We start from the raw sequence: 21437 nt of genomic DNA on the forward strand, positions 1-21437 counted from the left end.
GTCGGAGGCTTTCGTTGGCAACCGCAGAACTCGCAGGAAAACACCTCGTCCTCGGCATGACGGGCGGCATTGCCTGCTACAAGATCGCCGAACTCACGCGTCTGCTGACCAAGGCCGGCGCGACCGTGCAGGTCGTCATGACCGAAGCGGCCACGCAATTCATCACCCCCGTCACCATGCAGGCGCTCTCGGGCCGTCCGGTCTACATGAGCCAGTGGGACGGGCGCGTGCCGAACAACATGGCGCACATCGACCTGTCGCGTGAAGCGGATGCGATCGTGATCGCGCCCGCCTCCACCGATTTCCTCGCCAAACTCGCGCACGGCATGGCCGACGACCTCCTGTCGACGCTGTGCGTCGCCCGCGATTGTCCGCTGCTGGTCGTGCCGGCCATGAACCGGCAAATGTGGCAGAACCCGGCGACGCAGCGCAACGTCGCGCAATTGCGCGCGGACGGCATCGAAGTGCTCGGACCCGATTCGGGTCCGCAAGCGTGCGGCGAAGTCGGCGACGGCCGCATGCTCGAAGCCGCGGCCACTTACGAAGCGATCGCCTCGTTCTTCTCGCCGAAAATCCTCGCCGGCAAGCGCGTGCTGCTGACCGCCGGGCCGACGTTCGAGCCGCTCGATCCGGTACGCGGCATCACCAATCGCTCCAGCGGCAAGATGGGATTCGCGCTGGCGCGCGCCGCGCAACAGGCCGGCGCCGAAGTCCACCTGATCGCCGGCCCCGTCGCACTGGAGACGCCGTGGGGCGTATTCCGCCAGGACGTGCAAACCGCGCAGCAAATGCATGACGCGGTGATGCGCTCGGTCGCGGACGCCGACATTTTCATCGGCGTGGCCGCGGTGGCCGACTGGCGCGTCGATCACGCCAGCGAGCACAAGATCAAGAAGACCGCCGAGCGCGCGCTGCCGAGCTTCACCTTCGTCGAAAATCCGGACATTCTGGCCTCGGTGGCGAAACTGCCGCATCCGCCGTTCGTGGTCGGCTTCGCCGCCGAAAGCGGCGATCTGGAAGTTCACGGCGAAGAAAAGCGCGTGCGCAAAAATGTGCCGCTTCTGATCGGCAATCTCGGCCCACTGACTTTCGGCCTCGACGACAACGAAGTGATCCTGTTCGAAGCAGGCGGCGCGACGAAGCTGCCACGCGCCGACAAGCAGACGCTCGCGCGCGCTCTGATCGCGGAGATCGCCAGGCGTCTGCCCGACACAAGTCTGATTCGCTGAGCCATGCGCGCGACGCGTCAGCGCAGTCGCCACGCGTCGCACTAGCGAATGGAATCAACTGGAGCGGTACTGCCATGACGCGACTATCCGTACTCGATCAAACGCCGGTGATCGCCGAGCACTCGGTGGCGGACGCGATTGCCGCCACGGTCGAACTCGCGCAGCTCGCCGACGACCTCGGCTATACGCGTTACTGGTGCGCCGAGCATCACGGGCTGCGCGGCGTGTCGAATCCCTGCCCCGAGGTGATGCTCGCGCGGCTCGGCAGCGTGACCCAACACATTCGACTGGGCTCCGGCGGCGTGATGCTGCCGTACTACAGCCCGTTCAAGGTCGCCGAGCAATTCATGATGCTCGAAGCGCTGTTCCCCAATCGCATCGATCTGGGCGTGGGACGCGCGCCGGGTGGCGACATGCGCACGGCGCAAGCAGTCGCTGCCGGCGACTACAATCGCGGCGATATCTTTCCGCAGCAGGTGGCCGATCTGCTCGGTCTGATGCACGGCACCTTGCCCGCCGATCACATCGCGAGCGGCGTGCTGCTGCAGCCGCAAATCGATACGCGTCCGCAACTGTGGATGCTCGGGTCGAGCGAATTCGGCGGCTTGCTGGCGGCGCAACTCGGCATTCCTTTTGCGTTTGCGCACTTCATCAACGCGCATTTCGGGCACCAGGTCGCGCATGCGTATCGTGAGCGCTTCAAGGCCGGCCAGGACATGCAGCAACCGTATCTGGCGGCCGCCGTGTTCGTGATTTGCGCCGACACCGAACAGGAAGCGGCGGATCTGGAGAAAGCCGTCGATCTGCGCCGCGTGCAAATGGCCTATGGCCTGAACGAACCGATCCCGACGATCGAACAGGGCGTCGCGCAGGAATACGGCGAGCGCGAGCGTCTGGTGATCGATCGCGAGAAGCCGCGCAGCATCATCGGCACGCCGGAAACCGTCACCGAGCGGCTGCATGCCTTGCAGGAACAGTTCGAGGCCGACGAACTGATCGTGCTCACCGTTGCGGGCAGCTACCGCGCCCGTTTGCGCTCCTATGAACTTCTCGCCGAAGCGTTCCAGCTCGAACGCCCGGCCTCCACTTCTTAACCTTCGAATCTGCATGAAACTCGACCTCAAGATCCTCGACGCGCGCATGCGCGAGCAGCTCCCGGCTTACGCCACCAACGGCAGCGCGGGCCTCGACCTGCGCGCGTGCCTCGACGAACCGTTGACCTTGAAACCCGGCGAAACCGCTTTGGTGCCGACGGGTCTGGCGATTCACGTCGGCGATCCGGGCTATGCCGCGCTGATTCTGCCGCGCTCGGGACTGGGGCATAAGCACGGCATCGTGCTGGGCAATCTGGTCGGGCTGATCGATTCGGATTACCAAGGTCAACTGATGATTTCGACGTGGAACCGCGGCGAGACCACGTTCGTGCTGAATCCGATGGAACGCCTCGCGCAACTGGTGATCGTGCCGGTCGTGCAAGCGGAGTTCAATATGGTCGACGACTTCGAAACCAGCGAGCGCGGCGCCGGCGGATTCGGCAGCACGGGCAAGCATTGATCGATTCGATTGCTTCGGTCTACCGACTGTAACGAGCGTGGATCGAAGCAAAAACGAGCGCACAAAAGAAAACGGCGCGGGGTTAAACCCGCGCCGTTCTGCTTTTTGATGCCGATTCGAACTTTACTCGATTTCCACCGCTTCCGGATTCGGATTACGCGGCGCCGGATGCTCGTCGAAGGTCAACTGCACCTTGTCTTCCGCATCCACATCGACCGAGACGCGGCCGCCGTTCATCAGCTTGCCGAACAGCAACTCGTCGGCCAGTGCACGACGGATCGTGTCCTGGATCAGACGCTGCATCGGCCGCGCGCCCATCAACGGATCGAAACCGTGCTTGGCGAGATGCTTGCGCAGCGCGTCGGTGAAGAGCGCATCGACCTTCTTCTCGTGCAACTGATCTTCCAGCTGCATCAGGAACTTGTCGACCACGCGCATGATGATTTCCTCATCGAGCGAGCGGAAGCTGATCGTTGCGTCCAGACGATTACGGAACTCCGGCGTGAACATGCGCTTGATGTCGACCATTTCGTCGCCGGTTTCGCGACGATTCGTGAAGCCGATCACCGACTTGCCCATCGCCTCGGCGCCCGCGTTCGTCGTCATGATGATGATGACGTTGCGGAAATCCGCCTTGCGGCCGTTGTTGTCCGTCAGCGTGCCGTGGTCCATCACCTGCAGCAGCACGTTGTAGATGTCCGGATGCGCTTTCTCGATTTCGTCGAGCAGCAGCACGCAATGCGGCTTCTTCGTGACAGCTTCGGTCAGCAGACCGCCCTGGTCGAAACCGACATAGCCCGGCGGCGCGCCGATCAAACGGCTGACCGCGTGACGCTCCATGTATTCCGACATGTCGAAGCGAATCAGCTCGATGCCCAGTGTGAACGCCAGTTGCTTCGCCACTTCGGTCTTGCCGACGCCCGTAGGGCCGGAGAACAGGAACGCGCCGATCGGCTTGTCCAGCTTGCCGAGACCCGCACGCGCCATCTTGATCGCGGCCGACAGCGCGTCGATTGCCGGGTCTTGCCCGAACACCACGCTCTTCAGATCGCGATCCAGCGTTTGCAGCTTGCTGCGATCGTCTTGCGACACGCTTTGCGGCGGGACGCGGGCGATCTTCGAGATGATTTCCTCGATCTCGTTCTTGCCGATGGTCTTCTTCTGCTTCGACTTCGGCAGGATGCGTTGCGCCGCGCCCGCTTCGTCGATCACGTCGATCGCCTTGTCCGGCAGATGACGATCCGTGATGAAGCGTGCCGACAACTCAGCCGCCGCCGACAGCGCGCCCGACGAATACTTCACGCCGTGGTGCTCTTCGAAACGCGACTTCAGGCCACGCAGGATCGCCACCGTCTGTTCGACGGTCGGCTCGGTCACGTCGACCTTCTGGAAACGGCGCGACAATGCCGCGTCCTTTTCGAAGATGCCGCGATATTCCGTGAACGTGGTCGCACCGATGCACTTCAAAGTGCCCGACGACAACGCCGGCTTGAGCAGGTTCGACGCGTCCAGCGTGCCGCCCGACGCAGCGCCTGCGCCGATCAGCGTATGAATTTCGTCGATGAACAGGATTGCGTGCGGACGTTCCTTCAATTCTTTGAGGACCGTCTTCAGGCGCTGTTCGAAGTCGCCGCGATACTTGGTGCCGGCGAGCAGCGCGCCCATGTCGAGCGAATACACCTGCGCATCCGCGAGAATGTCCGGCACTTCGCCGCGCGTAATGCGCCACGCGAGACCTTCGGCGATCGCCGTCTTGCCGACGCCGGCCTCACCGACTAGCAGCGGATTGTTCTTGCGGCGGCGGCACAGCACCTGCACCACACGCTCGACTTCCGACTCGCGTCCGATCAGCGGATCGATGCGGCCATCTTTCGCCATCTGGTTCAGGTTCTGGGTGAACTGCGCCAGCGGGGTTTCCTTCTGCGCGGCGGCTTCGTCGGACTCGGCATTCGCGTCGCTCGCTTTCGCGGCGTCCGTGCTGCTCGTCTTGGCGATGCCATGCGAGATGAAATTCACCACGTCCAGACGCGTGACGCCCTGCTGTTGCAGGTAGTACACCGCGTGCGAATCCTTCTCGCCGAAGATCGCAACCAGCACGTTCGCGCCGGTCACTTCCTTCTTGCCATTCGAGGTGGACTGCACATGCATGATCGCGCGCTGGATCACACGCTGGAAACCCAGCGTGGGCTGCGTGTCGACGTCGTCCGTGCCAGGCACGGTCGGCGTGTTGTCATGAATGAAGTTGCGCAGGTTCTGGCGCAGATCCTCGATATTGGCCGCGCATGCACGCAACACCTCCGCCGCTGTCGGATTGTCCAACAGGGCCAGCAAAAGGTGTTCGACCGTTATGAACTCGTGCCGCGCCTGGCGTGCTTCCATGAACGCCATGTGCAGGCTGACTTCCAGTTCCTGGGCAATCATGCTTCCTCCATCACACACTGCAGCGGATGCCCGGCCTGCCGTGCGTGGGTAACGACTTGCTCGACTTTGGTCGACGCGATGTCCCGCGTATAGACCCCACAAACTCCCCTGCCCTCGCGATGCACCTTCAACATTACCTGTGTTGCGGTTTCACGATCTTTATTGAAATATTCCTGCACGATCATCACGACAAATTCCATTGGCGTGAAGTCGTCATTCAGCAGCACCACCTTGTACATGGATGGCGGCTTGAGCTTCTTCTCCTGCCGCTCCAGTACGGTGCCGTCCTGCTTGTCCGGGATAATCGCCATACACCCATTCTAAACAACTAGGACAGGCCCGCAATCCTGTCAAAACCCGGCCGACCGGCCGGTGAGCCCGTTCGCTACCGCTTGATGGGTGATTCCCCGCCATGCGTGCGTTAAATCGACGAGCCGATTGCGGAGCCGGCCCCTATCCTGTGATGCCTTGCGGTCGTGTTGCACCGCAGTCGGATCGAGTATCGCACAACCTGCCGTAGCTGGCTGACGGCTCGCCCGGCCTTGTCGCCGGCGGTGCGACCCGCAGAACAGCATGTGAGTCGATTATGCGACTTTTCAAGACGGCCCGCTTGCGCAACCGCACATAACGAAAGCGGGAAAAACCCTGGAAAGTGCCTGTTTGCAACGCCACAACTACGTCTCAAAATTTTCTTGACACCCGAATAAAGAGCCTCAACAATCAAGCTGGCACTTTTTTCACTGCGCCATAATTTCGAAAAAATGCCGATGGTGAGCTTGTGAGGAGGGAGCGGCTGCATCGCGCGGTCGTCGAGCTTTTCGAGGGCTCGTGGTAGTGACATGAGTTACAGGGGAAGTTGGAATGGCAACTGGTACGGTCAAATGGTTCAATGACGCAAAAGGTTTCGGATTCATCACGCCTGATGAAGGTGGTGAGGATCTGTTTGCACACTTCTCGGCCATCCAGATGAATGGGTTCAAAACCCTCAAGGAAGGCCAAAAGGTAACCTTCGAGGTCGTGCAAGGCCCGAAAGGCAAACAGGCATCGAACATCCAGGCACCTGCCTGATACTGGTCGATACCCGTCCTTTGAAACCCGGCTTCGTGCCGGGTTTCTTTTTTTGGACGTCGGCTTCCAGTCGTGCTTATTGCATGCACGTCCCACATATCGGGTAGCGTTTCGGCCTGCTGTCCACTTCCGCTTTTGCGATGATGGCCGACCTCCAGTTTTTTGCACTGATCAGGGGCAAGCACGGAGCGAAATATAGGCAACTGTATGACAGGTGCCAGTAACGCTTTTTGCAGCATCGCGAATATCTAATCGCGCGACGTCCCACGCGCCAGAAAACAAACAACCCCGGCCGCCTCTCAGCGCCGGGGTTGCAGATACGACCTACGCCAATTCAACGCGAACCGCTCACATATTCTCGATCAGCACCTGGCCGAAGCCCGAACACGACACCTGCGTCGCGCCTTCCATCAAACGCGCGAAGTCGTACGTGACGCGTTTTTGCAGAATCGACTTTTCCATCGACTTGATGATCAGATCCGCCGCCTCGGTCCAGCCGAGATGGCGCAGCATCATTTCCGCCGAGAGAATTTCCGAACCCGGGTTCACGTAGTCCTTGCCGGCGTACTTGGGTGCGGTGCCGTGCGTGGCTTCGAACATCGCGACCGAATCCGACATGTTCGCGCCCGGCGCGATACCGATACCGCCGACCTGCGCAGCCAACGCGTCCGACACATAGTCGCCGTTCAGGTTGAGCGTGGCGATCACGTCGTATTCGGCCGGACGCAGCAGGATCTGCTGCAGGAACGCGTCGGCGATCACATCCTTCAGGACGATGTCGCCACCGGTCTTTGGATTCTTGATCTTCATCCACGGGCCGCCGTCGATCAGTTCCGCGGCGAATTCCTTTTGCGCCAGCGCATAACCGTAGTCGCGGAACGCGCCTTCGGTGAACTTCATGATGTTGCCCTTGTGCACCAGCGTAACCGAGCGGCGTTCGTTGTCGATCGCGTACTGGATCGCTTTGCGCACCAGACGCTCCGTGCCCTCACGCGACACCGGCTTGATGCCGATCCCCGACGTATCCGGGAAGCGGATTTTCTTCACGCCCATCTCTTCGCGCAGGAACTTGATGACCTTCTTCGCCTGCTCTGATTCAGCCGGCCATTCGATACCGGCGTAGATGTCTTCCGAGTTCTCGCGGAAGATCACCATGTTGGTCTTCTCCGGCTCACGCACCGGCGAAGGCACACCCTTGAAATACTGCACCGGACGCAAACACACGTAGAGGTCCAACTCCTGGCGCAGCGCGACGTTCAGCGAACGGATGCCGCCGCCGACCGGCGTGGTGAGCGGGCCCTTGATCGATACGACGTATTCCTTGAGCACCTGCAGCGTCTCTTCCGGCAGCCATACGTCCGGGCCGTACACCTTGGTCGACTTTTCGCCAGCGTAGATTTCCATCCAGTGGATTTTCTTCTTGCCCGCGTACGCTTTTTCGACCGCGGCATCCACCACTTTGATCATGACCGGCGTGATGTCGAGACCGGTACCGTCGCCTTCGATATACGGAATGATCGGCTGATCGGACACGTTGAGCGAGAAATCGGCGTTGACGGTGATCTTGTCACCACCGGTCGGAACCTTGATGTGCTGATACGGCATGATCGACTCCAGTGAAGGCTGTGCTGAAAGCTGATGGGGAGACTGCGAAATGGGGCGCTCCTCGCTACGCGCAATGCCGGACGACTGCAAGCGGCCTGGCCGCTATTCTAGCCCACACGGCCGCCGCCCCGAGGCGGCAACGGCTCGGGGTTTTCCAACATGGACGAAACGCAAATCCGCGAGGCAATAAGTCTTATGTCTTATACAAGACATGGAGCCTGTCGCCACGCAATATGCTTTATTATCCCGCCATTTACTCTTGGTCCGGCGTCTCCTGGAGACCGGCGGCGCTGCGCGACTCACTCTCCACTCCCTATGCGCCTTCTCGCTCTGAACAAACCGTTCGGCACCATCTGTCAGTTCTCGCCGCACGAGACGCGGGCGTCGCTGGCCGACTGGGTCAAGGTGCCCAACGTGTATCCGGCGGGCCGGCTCGATTCCGATAGCGAAGGCCTGCTGCTTCTCACCGACGACGGCGCATTGCAAGCGCGCATCGCCGAGCCGCGTCACAAGCTTGTCAAACGTTATTGGGCGCAAGTGGAAGGCGCGGTCGACGTGGCCACGCTGAAGAAACTCGCACGTGGCGTCGATCTCGGTGATTACGTGACGCGGCCATGCCGCGCGGAATACGTCGAGCCGACCGACGCGCTCTGGACACGCACGCCGCCGATTCGCTACCGCGCCGCGATACCGACCACCTGGATCGAGCTGTCGATCACCGAAGGCAAGAACCGCCAGGTGCGTCGCATGACTGCCGCGGTGGGGTTCCCGACGCTGCGATTGGTGCGCGTCGGCATCGGCGCGCTCGACATATTTTCGCTCGGGCTGCAACCGGGAGAGAGCGTCGAATTGCCACCGAAGGCGCCGTGGGAAGGCATCGCCTGATCATCTGCACGCAGGCATCGACTGATAACGGAATCCGCAACACGCTCGCACTTCACGCTGCTGAAAAAATAAGCTAACTCGTTGTATCAGCAAACAAAAGAGCGCGTGAAACTACGGTGAAAAACGCGTGAAACAATTGCATGCATGCGTACGCTGCCGCCTCTCATTCGCATCAACGCAGCCACATATAAATTTCCACGAAATTCACGTCAACCGGTGCATGAGCTCAGGCGTTATTCGACGCAGATGCCGCCCGAAGCTATCCGGCATTCAGCCTTAAGGGCCTTTGTGCAAGCCGCTCTTGCGGTCAGTGCAGGGAGTCTGAGCGCTAAAGCAGACGTGTCGAAAAATTTGTCGATGCGGCTGTCAACCGAAAGGTGGATGGCACGTTTACCGACATGACTCCATATATAACCGGGTCATTTGGTTAATTAACTAAAGCTGAGGATTCACAAAATGAACAAACTGATCGCCGCTCTGGTCGCTGGTCTCTTCGCAACGGCAGCATTCGCACAAGCTTCGGCACCGGCAGCAGCTTCGGCAGCTCCGGCAGCAGCAGCTTCGTCGGCAAAGAAGACCACGAAGCACGCTCACAAGAAGTCGCACAAGAAGGCAGCAGCAGCTGCTGCAGCTTCGGGCGCTTCGGAGTAAGTTTGTTGTAAAAACGCAGTCAAGAACTAGCTTCATTGCCGTTCTTACGGCGTTGAAAGGCAGATCACCGCAAGGCGATCTGCCTTTTTGTTTTTGACGCGCTCGCGTAACATTCGCGGGTTAATTTCCAGCAAGGAGTCATGCCGTGCGATTTCCCATGCGCTCGTTGATTGCGCGTTTCGCTGTTGCCGTTGCACTGCCGCTCGCCGCGTTGTCGTTTGTCGCTACCACTGCTGCTCCCGCGCATGCGCAGCAGATGCCGGCCGGCGCCAAACAGCCCAGCGAATTTCCGCGCGCGAAACTGACCGCGGGCATGTTCGTGATCGACGCCGCCGTCGCCGCGAACGACGCGGACCGCGAGCAAGGCCTCATGTATCGCACGAGTCTCGCGCCGAACGAAGGCATGCTGTTCGTCTTCGGCGAAAACGCCGTGCATTGCTTCTGGATGAAGAACACGCTGATCCCGCTGTCGATCGCGTTCATGCGCGCCGACGGCACGGTCACCGACATCGACGAGATGCAGGCCGAAACCACCAACAATCACTGCCCGAAGAACAACGGCGTGTATGCGTTGGAGATGAGCAAAGGCTGGTTCACGTCGAAGGGCATCAAACCGGGGATGAAGATCCAGGGCTTGCCGGCCGCGCAATAAAACCGCGCCGGCCGCGCGAAAACGCCGCCGCTTCGTCCCACCGCTTTCCGAGAGCCGGTGCCTTGTTCCAGGGCGCCGGTTTTTTTCTTTTCCGCGCCGCGGCATCGGCGGGCGGGCACGATCGCCTCGCCTGGCACCACATCGAAGCGCGCGGCGCCGGCAGCCGAAGCCTTGCCAGCAGGCGTTCACGTCCGGCTGGCAAGATTCCTGCAAAAGACGGGCCGACGCGCTATCCTAGTAATCTTAGTAAAGCAGCATCCAGGCTCCCCGGGCAGCACAGACTGCCGCCCGGCAAGCGTTTCAGGCGCGCCATTCCAAGGAGGTTCACGTGCCCCGCAAGACTCCCATCGAGCGCTACCGGAATATCGGCATTAGCGCTCACATCGATGCCGGCAAAACCACCACCACTGAACGCATCCTGTTCTACACCGGCGTGACCCACAAGATCGGCGAGGTTCACGACGGTGCGGCAACGATGGACTGGATGGAACAGGAGCAGGAGCGCGGCATCACCATCACGTCGGCGGCTACCACCGCTTTCTGGAAGGGCATGGCCGGCAACTATCCGGAACACCGGATCAACATCATCGACACCCCCGGACACGTCGACTTCACGATCGAAGTGGAGCGCTCCATGCGCGTGCTCGACGGCGCGTGCATGGTGTACGACTCGGTCGGCGGCGTGCAACCGCAGTCGGAAACCGTGTGGCGCCAGGCGAACAAGTACAAGGTGCCGCGCATTGCGTTCGTCAACAAGATGGACCGCGTGGGCGCGGACTTCTTCCGCGTGCAGCGGCAGATCGGCGATCGCCTGAAGGGCAACGCGGTGCCGATCCAGATTCCGGTCGGCGCGGAAGATCATTTCCAGGGCGTGGTCGATCTGGTCAAGATGAAGGCGATTTACTGGGACGAAGAGAACCAGGGCATCAAGTTCGAATACCGTGATATTCCGCCGGAACTCGCGGCGACCGCGAAGGAATGGCACGACAAGATGGTCGAGGCCGCAGCAGAGGCGAACGAGGAATTGCTCGACAAATACCTCGGTGGCGAAACCCTGACCGAAGAGGAAATCAAGTACGGCATTCGCACGCGCTGCATCGCCAACGAAATCGTGCCGATGCTGTGCGGCAGCGCGTTTAAGAACAAGGGCGTGCAAGCCATGCTCGACGCGGTGATCGACTATCTGCCCTCGCCGGTCGACGTGCCCGCCATTACCGGTCACGACGAATACGACAAGGAAATCGAGCGCCATCCGAGCGACACCGATCCGTTCTCGGCGCTCGCCTTCAAGATCATGACCGACCCGTTCGTCGGCCAGTTGATCTTCTTCCGCGTCTATTCCGGTGTGGTGAATTCGGGCGACACGGTCTACAACGCCGTCAAGGAAAAGAAGGAACGCCTTGGCCGGATCTTGCAGATGCACGCCAACGAGCGCAAGGAAATCAAGGAAGTCTACGCGGGCGACATTGCCGCGGCCGTCGGCCTGAAAGAAGCGACCACGGGCGACACGCTGTGCGATCCGAACAACGTGATCATCCTCGAACGCATGATCTTCCCGGAGCCGGTGATCTCGCAGGCTGTCGAGCCGAAGACCAAGGTCGACCAGGAAAAGATGGGCATCGCGCTTAACCGTCTTGCCCAGGAAGATCCGTCGTTCCGCGTGCAGACGGATGAAGAATCCGGCCAGACGATCATCTCGGGCATGGGCGAGTTGCACCTGGAAATTCTGGTAGATCGCATGAAGCGCGAGTTCGGCGTCGAGGCGACTGTCGGCAAGCCGCAGGTCGCGTATCGCGAGACGGTGCGCAACAAGGTCGAAGACGTCGAAGGCAAGTTCGTCAAGCAGTCGGGCGGCCGCGGTCAGTACGGCCACGCGGTGATAACGCTGGAGCCGGCGCCGCAAGGCAAGGGTTACGAGTTCGTCGACGCGATCAAGGGCGGCGTGATTCCGCGCGAATACATTCCGGCAGTCGACAAGGGCATCGTCGAAACGCTGAAGGCCGGCGTGCTGGCGGGCTACCCGGTGGTCGACGTGAAGGTGACGCTGACCTTCGGTTCGTACCACGACGTCGACTCGAACGAAAACGCGTTCCGCATGGCCGGCTCGATGGCCTTCAAGGAAGCGATGCGCAAAGCCAAGCCCGTGCTGCTCGAACCGATGATGGCCGTCGAGGTGGAAACGCCGGAAGACTTCATGGGCAACGTGATGGGCGATCTGTCGAGCCGTCGCGGCATGGTGCAAGGCATGGAAGACATCGCCGGCGGCGGCGGCAAGCTGGTGCGCGCCGAAGTGCCGCTCGCGGAAATGTTCGGTTACTCCACGTCGCTGCGTTCCGCGACCCAGGGCCGCGCGACCTACACGATGGAGTTCAAGCACTACGCGGAAACGCCGAACAACGTCGCTGAAGCCGTGATCAACGCGAAGCAGAAGTAAGCACAACGCCGAAGGCAGCACACGCCAACGGCTCGAAGCCCGTCCCCTGTGGACGGGCTTTTTTTTCGTCCGCCGCGCCGCACACGGGGCTTCTTCACACGCACGTTTTTGAACATGCAAAAATGCCAGACGGCGCCGTGCCGAACGCCGGGATTCACGCCCTCGAGGAGACACATCATGAGCCAGGATCACGAACACCCGCATTACAAAGACGTGCCGCCGGCTGCGCCGGTCGATTGGCGCGAGCACGGCGTGAAAGTCATCAAAGGCGATCAGCTCGATAGCAACACCGCGCAGACGCCGGGCATGAATCGCGCGGCCGCGATCAACGCCGCACGTGTCGGCGCGCAGAAGATCTGGGCCGGCACCGTGACGATCCATCCGAATGCGAAAACCGGCGCGCATCATCATGGCGCGCTCGAAAGCGTGATCTACGTGGTACGCGGCCAGGCGCGCATGCGCTGGGGCGAGCATCTGGAGTTCACCGCCGAAGCCGGCCCCGGCGACTTCATCTTCGTGCCGCCGTATGTGCCGCATCAGGAAATCAACGCGAGCACCGACGACCCGCTCGAATGCGTGCTGGTACGCAGCGACAACGAAGCGGTGGTGGTCAATCTGAACATCGACGCCGTGGAACAGCCCGAGACGGTCTTCTGGGTCGATCCGATTCACAAGCATCCGCACGATCACTAACTCTTGCCCACGCGACTCATGACGCCGACCGCTTCCCTGCGCCCACGCCTCTTCACGCTGTACGCCGTGCTGATCGCCGCCAATCTCGGCGCATGGGCGTGGGCGCTGATCGCGTTTCGCCACTATCCGCTGCTGCTCGGCACCGCGCTGCTCGCCTATGGCTTCGGCCTGCGTCACGCGGTCGACGCGGATCACATCGCGGCGATCGACGCTGTCACGCGCAAGCTCATGCAAACCGGCAAGCGTCCGCTCGGCGTCGGGCTATCGTTTTCGCTAGGGCATTCGACGATCGTGATTCTGGCGACAATCGGCATCGCGTGGACCGCGCATTCGCTGCACGGCCGTTTCGAGACCTTCAAGGCGGTGGGCGGCACGATCGGCACGTTGGTGTCGGCGAGCTTTCTGCTGGTGCTCGCCGCCGTCAACCTCGTGATTCTGCGCGACGTGTGGCGCCGTTACCGGCACGTCCAACGCAGCGGCGAATTGCCTGCGCAAACGCCGGACTCGATTGCGCCGGCCGGTCTGCTGTCGCGCGCGCTGCGGCCGCTCTTCAGGCTCGTGACGAAAAGCTGGCACATGTACCCCGTCGGCGTGCTGTTCGGCCTCGGCTTCGATACCGCGACCGAGATCGGCCTGCTGGCGATCGCCGCATCGGAAGCCGGCAAAGGTCTGCCGCTTTATTCGATTCTCGTGTTCCCCGCGCTCTTCACAGCCGGCATGACACTCGTCGATTCGACCGACAACGTATTGATGGTCCACGCCTACGGCTGGGCCATGGACGACCCGAAACGCAAGCTCTACTACAACGCGAGCATCACCTTCGTCTCGGCGGTGGTGGCGATCGTGATCGGCGGCGTCGAGGCGCTGGGTCTGCTGTCGGACAAGCTCGGTCTGAACGGCGGCGTGTGGGATGCGGTGGCCAGCATGAACGAGCGCTTCGGTGTGCTGGGTTACGGCATCGTCGCGATGTTCATGGCGTGCTGGATCGGCTCGGTGCTGTTCCATCGCTGGCGGCGCCCAGGTGCAGTCGCGCGGTAAATCCAACACCGGCCGCGCGACACGATCGGTAAGCTTTCCATTCGCGGCATTAGCCGTTGCGCTGCTGCGGGGGTCGGCGTACCGGGCATGCCTCGCGCCGCGGCCATACAGAGCGTTGTGGTGACGATACACACCAGCCCTTTTAGCCCCCAATCGGGACCCCGGCAGCGGCGCAAGCGCTCCGAATCCACGGGCAATCGCTTACACTGAACCCGCTTCGCCTCGTCACTTTCGTCATTGCAATACCGTCGCCCTGTCGCGCGCACCTGGCGCGGCCCTTCAGAACCGGCAACAGAACGGACTGGACACTCCATCGATGAAGACTCCCGCGGACCGATTTCTCGCACTCGACGCAGCCCGCCTCACCGCCGACGCCTACGGCAACCACGCCATCGACGAATTTCTCGCCGGCCGCATCACGCGCCGCGATCTGCTGCGCTATGCCAGCGTGATCGGTTTGTCGCTGGTGGGCGGCGGCGTGCTGAATGCGCCGCGAGCCCACGCGCAAGGCACCGCTGGCGCGTCGAATCAGACGATCCGCGTGGCTCACCTGACGCCTGCGGGCGCGGTCGATCCGCTCACGGTGACGGACGCCGCGAGTCTTGCGCTGCTGAATCAGACCGGTGAATTCCTGATCGACGACGACGGCGAAAAGCTCGTGCTGAAGCCGGCGCTCGCCCTGTCGTGGAAGCCGAACGACAAGGGCGACGTGTGGACCTTCAAGCTGCGTCCGAACGTCAAGTTCCACGACGGCCAGCCGTTCACCGCCAAAGACGTGGCCGCCACGTTCGACCGCCTCGCCGATCCGGCCAGCGGCTCGGCCGCGCTGTCCGTACTCAAGGGCGTGCTGTCGAAAGGCGGCGCGAAGGTGGTGGACGACCAGACGATCGCGTTTCATCTGGATGCGCCGAACGGCAACTTCCCCTATTACGTTTCCTCGGACAATTACAACGCCGTGATCCTGCCCGCGAACTATGCGGGCGGTTATGAAAAGAGCTTCATCGGCACGGGTCCGTTCAAGCTCGAAAAGTATCAGGCTAAGGTGGGCGCATCGTTCGTGCGTAATCCCGACTATTGGGGCGACAAAGCGCTACCACAACGCGTACAGTTCTCCTTCTACTCCGACGAACAGGCGCAGTTACTCGCGCTGCAAGGCCATCAGGCGGATGTGATGGGCACCTTCACCGTGCAGGGCGGCGCCGGCATTCTGAACAATCCGGATTACAAGGCCGTGGGTGTGAAGTCGAGCGCGCATCGGCAGATCCACATGCGCAACGACAATCCGTTGTTCAAGGACAAGCGTGTGCGCCAGGCGCTGGCGTTGTCGCTCGATCGCGACGTGCTGGTGCGCGGCCTTTTCAAAGGGCGCGCGCAACTCGGCAACGACAGTCCGTTCGCTCCCGTGTTTCCGTCGTCGGATGCGGGCGTGCCGCAACGCAAGATCGACGTCGCGAAGGCCAAGCAACTGCTTGCGCAAGCGGGCGTGCCGAACGGCTTCGACGTGACGCTGACCACCGAAAAATACATGGAGATTCCCGATCTCGCGGTGGTCGTGCAGAACGCGGCGAAGGCCATCGGCGTGCGCATCAATCTGAAGGTGGAGAGCCAGTCGCTCTATTACGGAGCGGGCACGCCGGGCAAATCGGATTGGCTGGATTCGCCGCTCGGCATCACCGACTACGGTCATCGCGGTGTGCCGAATGTGTTCCTGAATGCGCCGCTCACCAGCACCGGCACGTGGAACGCCGCGCACTTCAAAAATCCGCAATACGATCAACTGGTCGCGCAATTCGTCGCCGCCATCGATCTCGGCTCGCAGAAGAAAATCTCCGGGCAAATCCAGACGCTGCTGCTCGACGAGACACCCATCATCATTCCGTTCTTCTACGATCAACTGATCGCCATGCGCAAGGGTGTGAACGGCGTGCGCTTCACCGCGCTCGCGCAACTCTATTTCGACCGCGCGGTGTTGAGCGCGTAAGCAGGCGTTTCGGCAGGAGAGCACGATGTCGACCACGGTGACCCCTTCCGCTCCCTCTGCGCCGAACGGCAATGCGGGCCGCGTCGTGCGGTTTCTGGCGACGCGCGTCGGCTTGTCGCTGATCACACTGTGGCTGCTCTCGGTGATCGTGTTCGCGGGCGGGCAGCTTCTGCCCGGCGATATCGGCCGCGCGGTCCTCGGGCCGCTCGCCGATGCGCGCGCGGTCGCCGCGCTCAATCATCAACTCGGCGCGGACCGGCCGCTCATGACGCAATACATCGAGTGGATTTCGCATTTCGTGCGCGGCGATATGGGGCTGTCTTATGCGTATCGCGAGCCGGTCGGGCCGTTTATCGCCGAGGCGCTCGCGCATTCCGCCAAGCTCGGCCTGCTGGCGTTCATCGTGGTCGTGCCGCTCGGCATTGCGGGCGGCGTGTGGTCGGCCATGCACGCGGGACGCTGGCTCGATCGCACGATCAGCATTGCCGGATTGTCGGCGACGGTGGTGCCGGAATTCGTTTCGTCGATCGTGCTGATTCTCGTGTTTGGCGTGTGGCTGCGCTGGCTGCCGATCGAAGCGTCGTATCCGCCCGAAGCGAGCGCACTCGAACAGTTGCGCCATCTGGTGCTGCCGGTGCTGCCGCTCGTGCTGGTGTTCTTCGGCTATATCGCGAGAATGGCGCGCGCCGGCACCGTCGAAGCGCTCGATGCGGACTACACGCGCACCGCGATTCTCAAAGGCCTGCCGCGCCATATCGTGATCTGGCGGCACGTGTTGCGCAATGCGTTGCTGCCCACCATCACGGTCGCCGCCACACAACTCGGTTATATGATCGGCGGCCTCGTGGTGGTCGAGACGCTGTTCCACTATCAGGGCATCGGCTCGCTGATCTACAACGCCGCCAAAGCCAAGGACTTTCCGATGCTCGAAGCGGGCGTGCTCACGATCGGCGTGGTCTACACGGTCGCTAACCTCGTTGCCGACGCGCTGCATGTCCTGCTCAATCCGCGGCTGCGGGTAAGGAGCGCTGAATGAGCACTATCGTTCCGCCGACGCCACGTGTTGCTGCCGAGCCGCGCTTCGACCAGTTGCGCGTGCTGCTGCGCTCGCCCACTTTCGTGGTCGGCGTGGTGATCGTCACGTGGTGGATCGTCTGTGCCATTGCCGGGCAGTGGATCGTACGCATCGATCCGTACGCGTCCGATCCACTCAACTCGCTAACGCCGCCCGACAGCACGCATTGGTTCGGCACCGACCAACTCGGACGCGACGTGTTCTCGCGCGTGATCGTCGGCGCGCGCGACATTCTCACCATCGCGCCGCTCGCGACTTTGCTCGGCACGGTAGCGGGTACCGCTTTGGGGTTGGTCGTCGGCTACTTCGAAGGCTGGGTCGACAACGTGGTCGGACGCGCGATCGACGCCGTGCTCGCGCTGCCGCTCGTGATCGTCGCGCTGCTCGCGCTTGCCGCGGTCGGCGCGTCGAACTTCACCGTCATCCTCGTGATCGGCATCACGTTCACACCCATCACCGCGCGCACCGTGCGCGCCGCCGTATTCGCCGAACGGCATCTCGACTATGTCGCCGCGGCGCAGCTACGCGGCGAACGCGCGCCCTACATCATGTTCGCCGAGATCCTGCCGAACGTGCTGCCGCCCATCATCGTCGAAGCGACGGTGCGGCTCGGTTATGCGATCTTCGCGGTCGCCACGCTATCGTTTCTCGGCTTCGGCATTCAACCGCCGTCGGCCGACTGGGGTCTCGCGCTGTCCGAGTCGTACACGCTGATGGCGGGCGGCGCGTGGTGGACCGTCGTATTCGCGGCCGGCGCGATTGCCAGCCTGGTGGTCGGCGTGAATCTGATCGCCGACAGCGTGCAAGGCGTGCTCGACCGATGAACGGCCCGCCGCCCTCCTCGTTCCCCGCCTTCGACGTCTCGAAGAGCGACCGCACGGACGCGCTGACCGTCGTCGGTCTGACGGTCACGTACCGCATGCGCGGACGCGATCGCGAAGTGCTGCAGGACATTTCGTTTCGCGTGCGGCGCGGCGAAGCGTACGGCCTCGTCGGCGAGTCCGGCTGCGGCAAGTCGACGGTCGCGATGGCTGCGCTGCGCTATCTGCCGCGTAACGGCAAAGTGAAGGCCGGCAAGATCATCATCGCCGGCGAGGACGTGCAGAAGCTCAACGCCGACGCGTTGCGCAACATGCGCGCGAATGCGATCTCGATGGTCTATCAGGATCCGGGGCGCGCGCTGAACCCGTCGCTGACGATCGCGCGTCAGGTCTCCGAGGCGTTCGAAGCCGCCGGTGTCGCGCGCGATGAAGCGTTGCGGCGCACACATGAGATGCTGCAGCGCGTGCGCATCGCATCGCCCGAGCGGGTGATGGAGAGCTATCCGCATCAACTGTCGGGCGGCATGCAACAGCGCGTGGTGATCGCGATGGCGCTCGCCTCGAACCCCGCGCTGCTGATTCTCGACGAACCGACCACCGGCCTCGACGCTACCGTCGAAGCGGAAGTGCTCGACCTCGTCGCGCAGTTGCGCAAGGAACTCGGCACGGCGGTGCTGTTCATCAGCCACAACCTCGCGGTGATCGGGCGGATGTGCGAACGCGTCGGCGTGCTTTACGCGGGCAAACTGGTCGAGGAAGGCGCGACGCAAGATGTCTTCACGCGGCCGCGCCATCCCTATACGGTCGGACTGTTGCGCTGTTTGCCCGCGGCCGGGCGCAGCAAAGACAGCGAGCGGCTCGACACGATTGCAGGCAGTCTGCCCTTGCCGGGTTCGGTCACGCAGGGCTGCATCTATGCGGACCGTTGCCGCCTCGCCGACGATCGCTGCCGCCGTGAAGCGCCGCCGCCGTATCGCGTGAGCGCCGCGCGCGGCGATCAGATGTCGCGCTGCCATTACCACGAACGCGCGATCGAATTACCCCGTGCGAGCGCGGAAGCGTTGCCCGAGCGCAATGGCGCGTCGATCGACGGCAAGCCGCCTGCTCTCGTGCTGCGCGCAGAAAAACTCTCGAAGACATTTCACGTGTCCGGTGCCCCGCTACGCGCGGTCGACAATGTCTCAATCGATCTCGCTAGCGGCGAGACGCTCGGGCTTGTCGGCGAATCGGGCAGCGGCAAGACGACGCTCGCCAAGCTGATGCTCGGCCTGCTCACGCCGGATGCCGGCAGCGTGCTCGAACTCGACGGCGCCCCGCTCGCCGCGCGCGTCACGCGGCGCAACAACGATCAGGTCAAGTCCCTGCAGATCGTCTTTCAGAATCCGGACTCGGCGCTCAATCGGGCGCATTCGGTGAAGCGGCTGATCGGCCGTGCGCTGTCGCGCCTCACCACGCTGCGTGGGCCGGCAATCGACGAACGGCTCGCCACATTGACGGCCGCCGTGCGGTTGCCGGAGCGCTATCTCGGCTCGCGCACGCGGCAACTGTCCGGCGGGCTCAAACAGCGTGTGGCGATTGCCCGCGCGTTCGCCGGCGAGCCGCGCGTGGTGGTCTGCGACGAACCGACTTCCGCGCTCGACGTCTCCGTGCAGGCCGCGATCCTGAACCTGCTCGCCGATCTGCAGCGCGAGCGGGGCGTCAGTTACGTGTTCATCTCGCACGACCTGCATGTGGTTCGCTATCTGTCGGATCGCATCGCGGTGCTGTATCTGGGCCGGCTGCTGGAAATCGGACCGGCCGCCGCCGTGTTCGAAGGACCGCATCATCCTTATACGGAAGCGTTGCTGTCCTCGGTGCCGACACTCGATGGTCACGGTGGCGCGACCCGCATCCGCCTGTCCGGCGATTTGCCGAGCGCGGCATCGCCGCCGTCCGGTTGCGTGTTCCACACGCGCTGCCCGCGCAAGCTCGGCGCGATCTGCGAACAGCAAGACCCGCCATTCGCCGATGCAGGCGAAGGCAACGCCGCAACGCCGTCCGCGCATCGAATCCGCTGCCACATCCCCGTCGACGAATTGCGCGCGCTGCAAACCGCATCACGCGGTGAGGCTGGAAAAGTCACGGGCAAAGTCCCTGACAAAGGCTCGGAAAACGCGCCCGAGAACGCCGGCCGTAACGAATAACACGGCATAGCGCGGCATCGAGCCCTCGCGTTTCAACGCCGAAACGTTTTCCCGTGTTTTTTCAAGCGGCGGTGGAAGCACTGGCGGCGGAAGCGGCGGCTGCGGTTGCGGAGGCTCCAGCGGCGCTGGCGCAGGTGGCGGTAAAGGCGGTGGCTTTGGCGATGGTTTCGGCGGCGGTAATGGTGGTGGTTTTGGCGGCGGCTTCGGTGGCGGTTTCGGCGGAGGCTTTGGCGGAGGCTTCGGCGGCGGTCACGGAGGCAAGGGTGGCGGCGGTAACGGTGGTGGCAATGTGGAGGGAACGGGCACTAGCAATCACCCGGTCTCTGGTTAGGGTGCCCCCCGCGCCCTAACGTCACCAATGTCACGTTCCGGTTTACCGTTCGCTGTCCGCCGGCATCGGCGGTGATGTCTCGATCCCCCGGTCGAGCGTCACCGCCCGAGGCCGGTTGGTTTGAGCGATCCACATAAGCGGGCCGATAACCCGCGGTGATGCAGATTCGGATCGCACACTCAAACCGCGTACGCCGAAGCGCTCGCAGTCGGCTATAACTCGAACGATCGGCCGCCCGTGCGCGCGTAACCGGAACCAAACCGAAGCGATCGCCTCATATCAGATTCAACGTTCGATATGAGGGCACCACAACATGCAACGAAACGTTCCCCCCTCCGCGGCACGCGTGGTCACCAGCTTGTTGATGGCCGCCGCGCTCAGCGTCGCATCGCTCGCTCATGCGCAAACGGCAGCGCAAACACCAACGCAAACAGCGCCAGCGGCTCAGCCGCTCTCACCGACATTGTCGCAAGCCGCACCGCCGGTCGATCCCACCTTCTCCGCGTATTCGCTTGCTCAGACCTGCAAGCGGAAGAACGACAACGTCGCGCAAGGCCAATGCGTCGGCGCGATTCGCGGCATCATCCACGGCTATCAGTACGGCGTGCTGTTCCTCAGTCAGCGCACCGCGTTGCCGGCCAATGAAACGCAGCGCGTGTCGCTGTGCCTGCGCAATACGCAGGTGTCGTCGATCGTCGACGAATTCGTCGCGGACGCCGCCCAGGTCAATGAAGATTCGCTCAAGCACACCCCCGCGGAAGTCGCGGTGCTCGGCTCCGTGCACATGCACCACGGCTGCAATTGACGAGGCGCGCG

At 62.5% G+C, this 21437-nt stretch carries 19 protein-coding genes; 15 read left to right on the plus strand and 4 right to left on the minus strand.

Annotation, left to right across the window (positions count from 1 at the left end; all coding sequences use genetic code 11):
* The first annotated feature begins 14 nt into the window (after positions 1–14).
* The 3 genes from coaBC (at position 15) to dut (ending at position 2783) form a co-directional block, all read left to right on the plus strand.
* Entirely contained in the window at positions 15–1229 is a 1215-nt protein-coding gene (gene coaBC, locus ACQKRQ_RS20520) for a bifunctional phosphopantothenoylcysteine decarboxylase/phosphopantothenate--cysteine ligase CoaBC (RefSeq protein WP_427479033.1), read from the plus strand.
* 74 nt (positions 1230–1303) lie between these two features.
* Complete coding sequence (locus ACQKRQ_RS20525; RefSeq protein WP_427479035.1) at positions 1304–2323, plus strand: LLM class flavin-dependent oxidoreductase; 1020 nt, start codon at positions 1304–1306, stop codon at positions 2321–2323.
* A gap of 13 nt (positions 2324–2336) precedes the next feature.
* Positions 2337–2783 carry a dUTP diphosphatase gene (dut, locus tag ACQKRQ_RS20530; RefSeq protein WP_427479037.1) on the plus strand — a complete coding sequence of 149 codons (447 nt, stop codon included), beginning with the start codon at positions 2337–2339 and terminating at the stop codon, positions 2781–2783.
* 123 nt (positions 2784–2906) lie between these two features.
* Here dut and clpA read toward each other — a convergent pair whose 3' ends face one another.
* Both clpA and clpS read right to left on the minus strand, forming a co-directional pair.
* The gene (gene clpA, locus ACQKRQ_RS20535; protein WP_012434129.1) at positions 2907–5204 is read right to left on the minus strand and encodes an ATP-dependent Clp protease ATP-binding subunit ClpA; all 2298 of its coding nucleotides are present in this window, start codon (positions 5202–5204) and stop codon (positions 2907–2909) included.
* Positions 5201–5515: an ATP-dependent Clp protease adapter ClpS gene (clpS, locus tag ACQKRQ_RS20540; protein ID WP_006050100.1), complete on the minus strand. Its 315-nt coding sequence runs from the start codon at positions 5513–5515 to the stop codon at positions 5201–5203. Before clpS ends, clpA begins: the two co-directional genes overlap by 4 nt.
* A gap of 550 nt (positions 5516–6065) precedes the next feature.
* On the opposite strand from clpS, the gene ACQKRQ_RS20545 reads away from it, so the two are divergent.
* Positions 6066–6272: a cold-shock protein gene (locus ACQKRQ_RS20545; RefSeq protein ID WP_007180614.1), complete on the plus strand. Its 207-nt coding sequence runs from the start codon at positions 6066–6068 to the stop codon at positions 6270–6272.
* 348 nt (positions 6273–6620) lie between these two features.
* Here ACQKRQ_RS20545 and icd read toward each other — a convergent pair whose 3' ends face one another.
* A complete protein-coding gene (gene icd, locus ACQKRQ_RS20550; protein ID WP_012434132.1) occupies positions 6621–7877 on the minus strand; it encodes an NADP-dependent isocitrate dehydrogenase in 1257 nt (418 codons plus the stop codon).
* Positions 7878–8192: 315 nt separating this feature from the next.
* Between icd and ACQKRQ_RS20555 the strand changes: the two genes are divergently transcribed.
* The 10 genes from ACQKRQ_RS20555 to ACQKRQ_RS20600 all read left to right on the plus strand — a co-directional run bounded on the left by ACQKRQ_RS20555 (position 8193) and on the right by ACQKRQ_RS20600 (position 20290).
* Positions 8193–8762, plus strand: a complete 570-nt coding sequence (locus ACQKRQ_RS20555) for a pseudouridine synthase (protein WP_427479041.1) — start codon at positions 8193–8195, stop codon at positions 8760–8762.
* Positions 8763–9218: 456 nt separating this feature from the next.
* A complete protein-coding gene (locus tag ACQKRQ_RS20560; RefSeq protein ID WP_011489640.1) occupies positions 9219–9413 on the plus strand; it encodes a hypothetical protein in 195 nt (64 codons plus the stop codon).
* A gap of 145 nt (positions 9414–9558) precedes the next feature.
* Positions 9559–10065 carry a DUF192 domain-containing protein gene (locus ACQKRQ_RS20565; protein ID WP_132373381.1) on the plus strand — a complete coding sequence of 169 codons (507 nt, stop codon included), beginning with the start codon at positions 9559–9561 and terminating at the stop codon, positions 10063–10065.
* Positions 10066–10393: 328 nt separating this feature from the next.
* Positions 10394–12499, plus strand: coding sequence for an elongation factor G (gene fusA / locus ACQKRQ_RS20570; RefSeq protein ID WP_132373380.1), 2106 nt, complete (start codon positions 10394–10396; stop codon positions 12497–12499).
* A 177-nt stretch (positions 12500–12676) separates the two neighbouring features.
* Complete coding sequence (locus ACQKRQ_RS20575; RefSeq protein WP_408179804.1) at positions 12677–13192, plus strand: cupin domain-containing protein; 516 nt, start codon at positions 12677–12679, stop codon at positions 13190–13192.
* Between the two features lie 18 nt (positions 13193–13210).
* Positions 13211–14230: a HoxN/HupN/NixA family nickel/cobalt transporter gene (locus ACQKRQ_RS20580; protein WP_427479276.1), complete on the plus strand. Its 1020-nt coding sequence runs from the start codon at positions 13211–13213 to the stop codon at positions 14228–14230.
* 316 nt (positions 14231–14546) lie between these two features.
* On the plus strand, positions 14547–16211 hold the full coding sequence (locus ACQKRQ_RS20585) for an ABC transporter substrate-binding protein (RefSeq protein ID WP_427479044.1): 1665 nt from the start codon (positions 14547–14549) through the stop codon (positions 16209–16211).
* Between the two features lie 25 nt (positions 16212–16236).
* Complete coding sequence (locus ACQKRQ_RS20590; protein ID WP_427479046.1) at positions 16237–17247, plus strand: ABC transporter permease; 1011 nt, start codon at positions 16237–16239, stop codon at positions 17245–17247.
* Complete coding sequence (locus ACQKRQ_RS20595) at positions 17244–18110, plus strand: ABC transporter permease (protein WP_427479048.1); 867 nt, start codon at positions 17244–17246, stop codon at positions 18108–18110. The genes ACQKRQ_RS20590 and ACQKRQ_RS20595 overlap by 4 nt, the downstream gene beginning before the upstream one ends.
* Positions 18107–20290, plus strand: a complete 2184-nt coding sequence (locus tag ACQKRQ_RS20600; RefSeq protein WP_427479050.1) for an ABC transporter ATP-binding protein — start codon at positions 18107–18109, stop codon at positions 20288–20290. Before ACQKRQ_RS20595 ends, ACQKRQ_RS20600 begins: the two co-directional genes overlap by 4 nt.
* A gap of 61 nt (positions 20291–20351) precedes the next feature.
* On the opposite strand, the gene ACQKRQ_RS20605 is transcribed toward ACQKRQ_RS20600, so the two are convergent.
* Positions 20352–20606: a hypothetical protein gene (locus tag ACQKRQ_RS20605; protein ID WP_427479052.1), complete on the minus strand. Its 255-nt coding sequence runs from the start codon at positions 20604–20606 to the stop codon at positions 20352–20354.
* Positions 20607–20934: 328 nt separating this feature from the next.
* Between ACQKRQ_RS20605 and ACQKRQ_RS20610 the strand changes: the two genes are divergently transcribed.
* Positions 20935–21426, plus strand: coding sequence for a hypothetical protein (locus tag ACQKRQ_RS20610; protein WP_408286788.1), 492 nt, complete (start codon positions 20935–20937; stop codon positions 21424–21426).
* The last annotated feature ends 11 nt before the right edge of the window (positions 21427–21437 follow it).

The sequence above is a fragment of the Paraburkholderia sp. NPDC080076 genome (genome assembly GCF_050281145.1).
GTDB lineage: Bacteria > Pseudomonadota > Gammaproteobacteria > Burkholderiales > Burkholderiaceae > Paraburkholderia.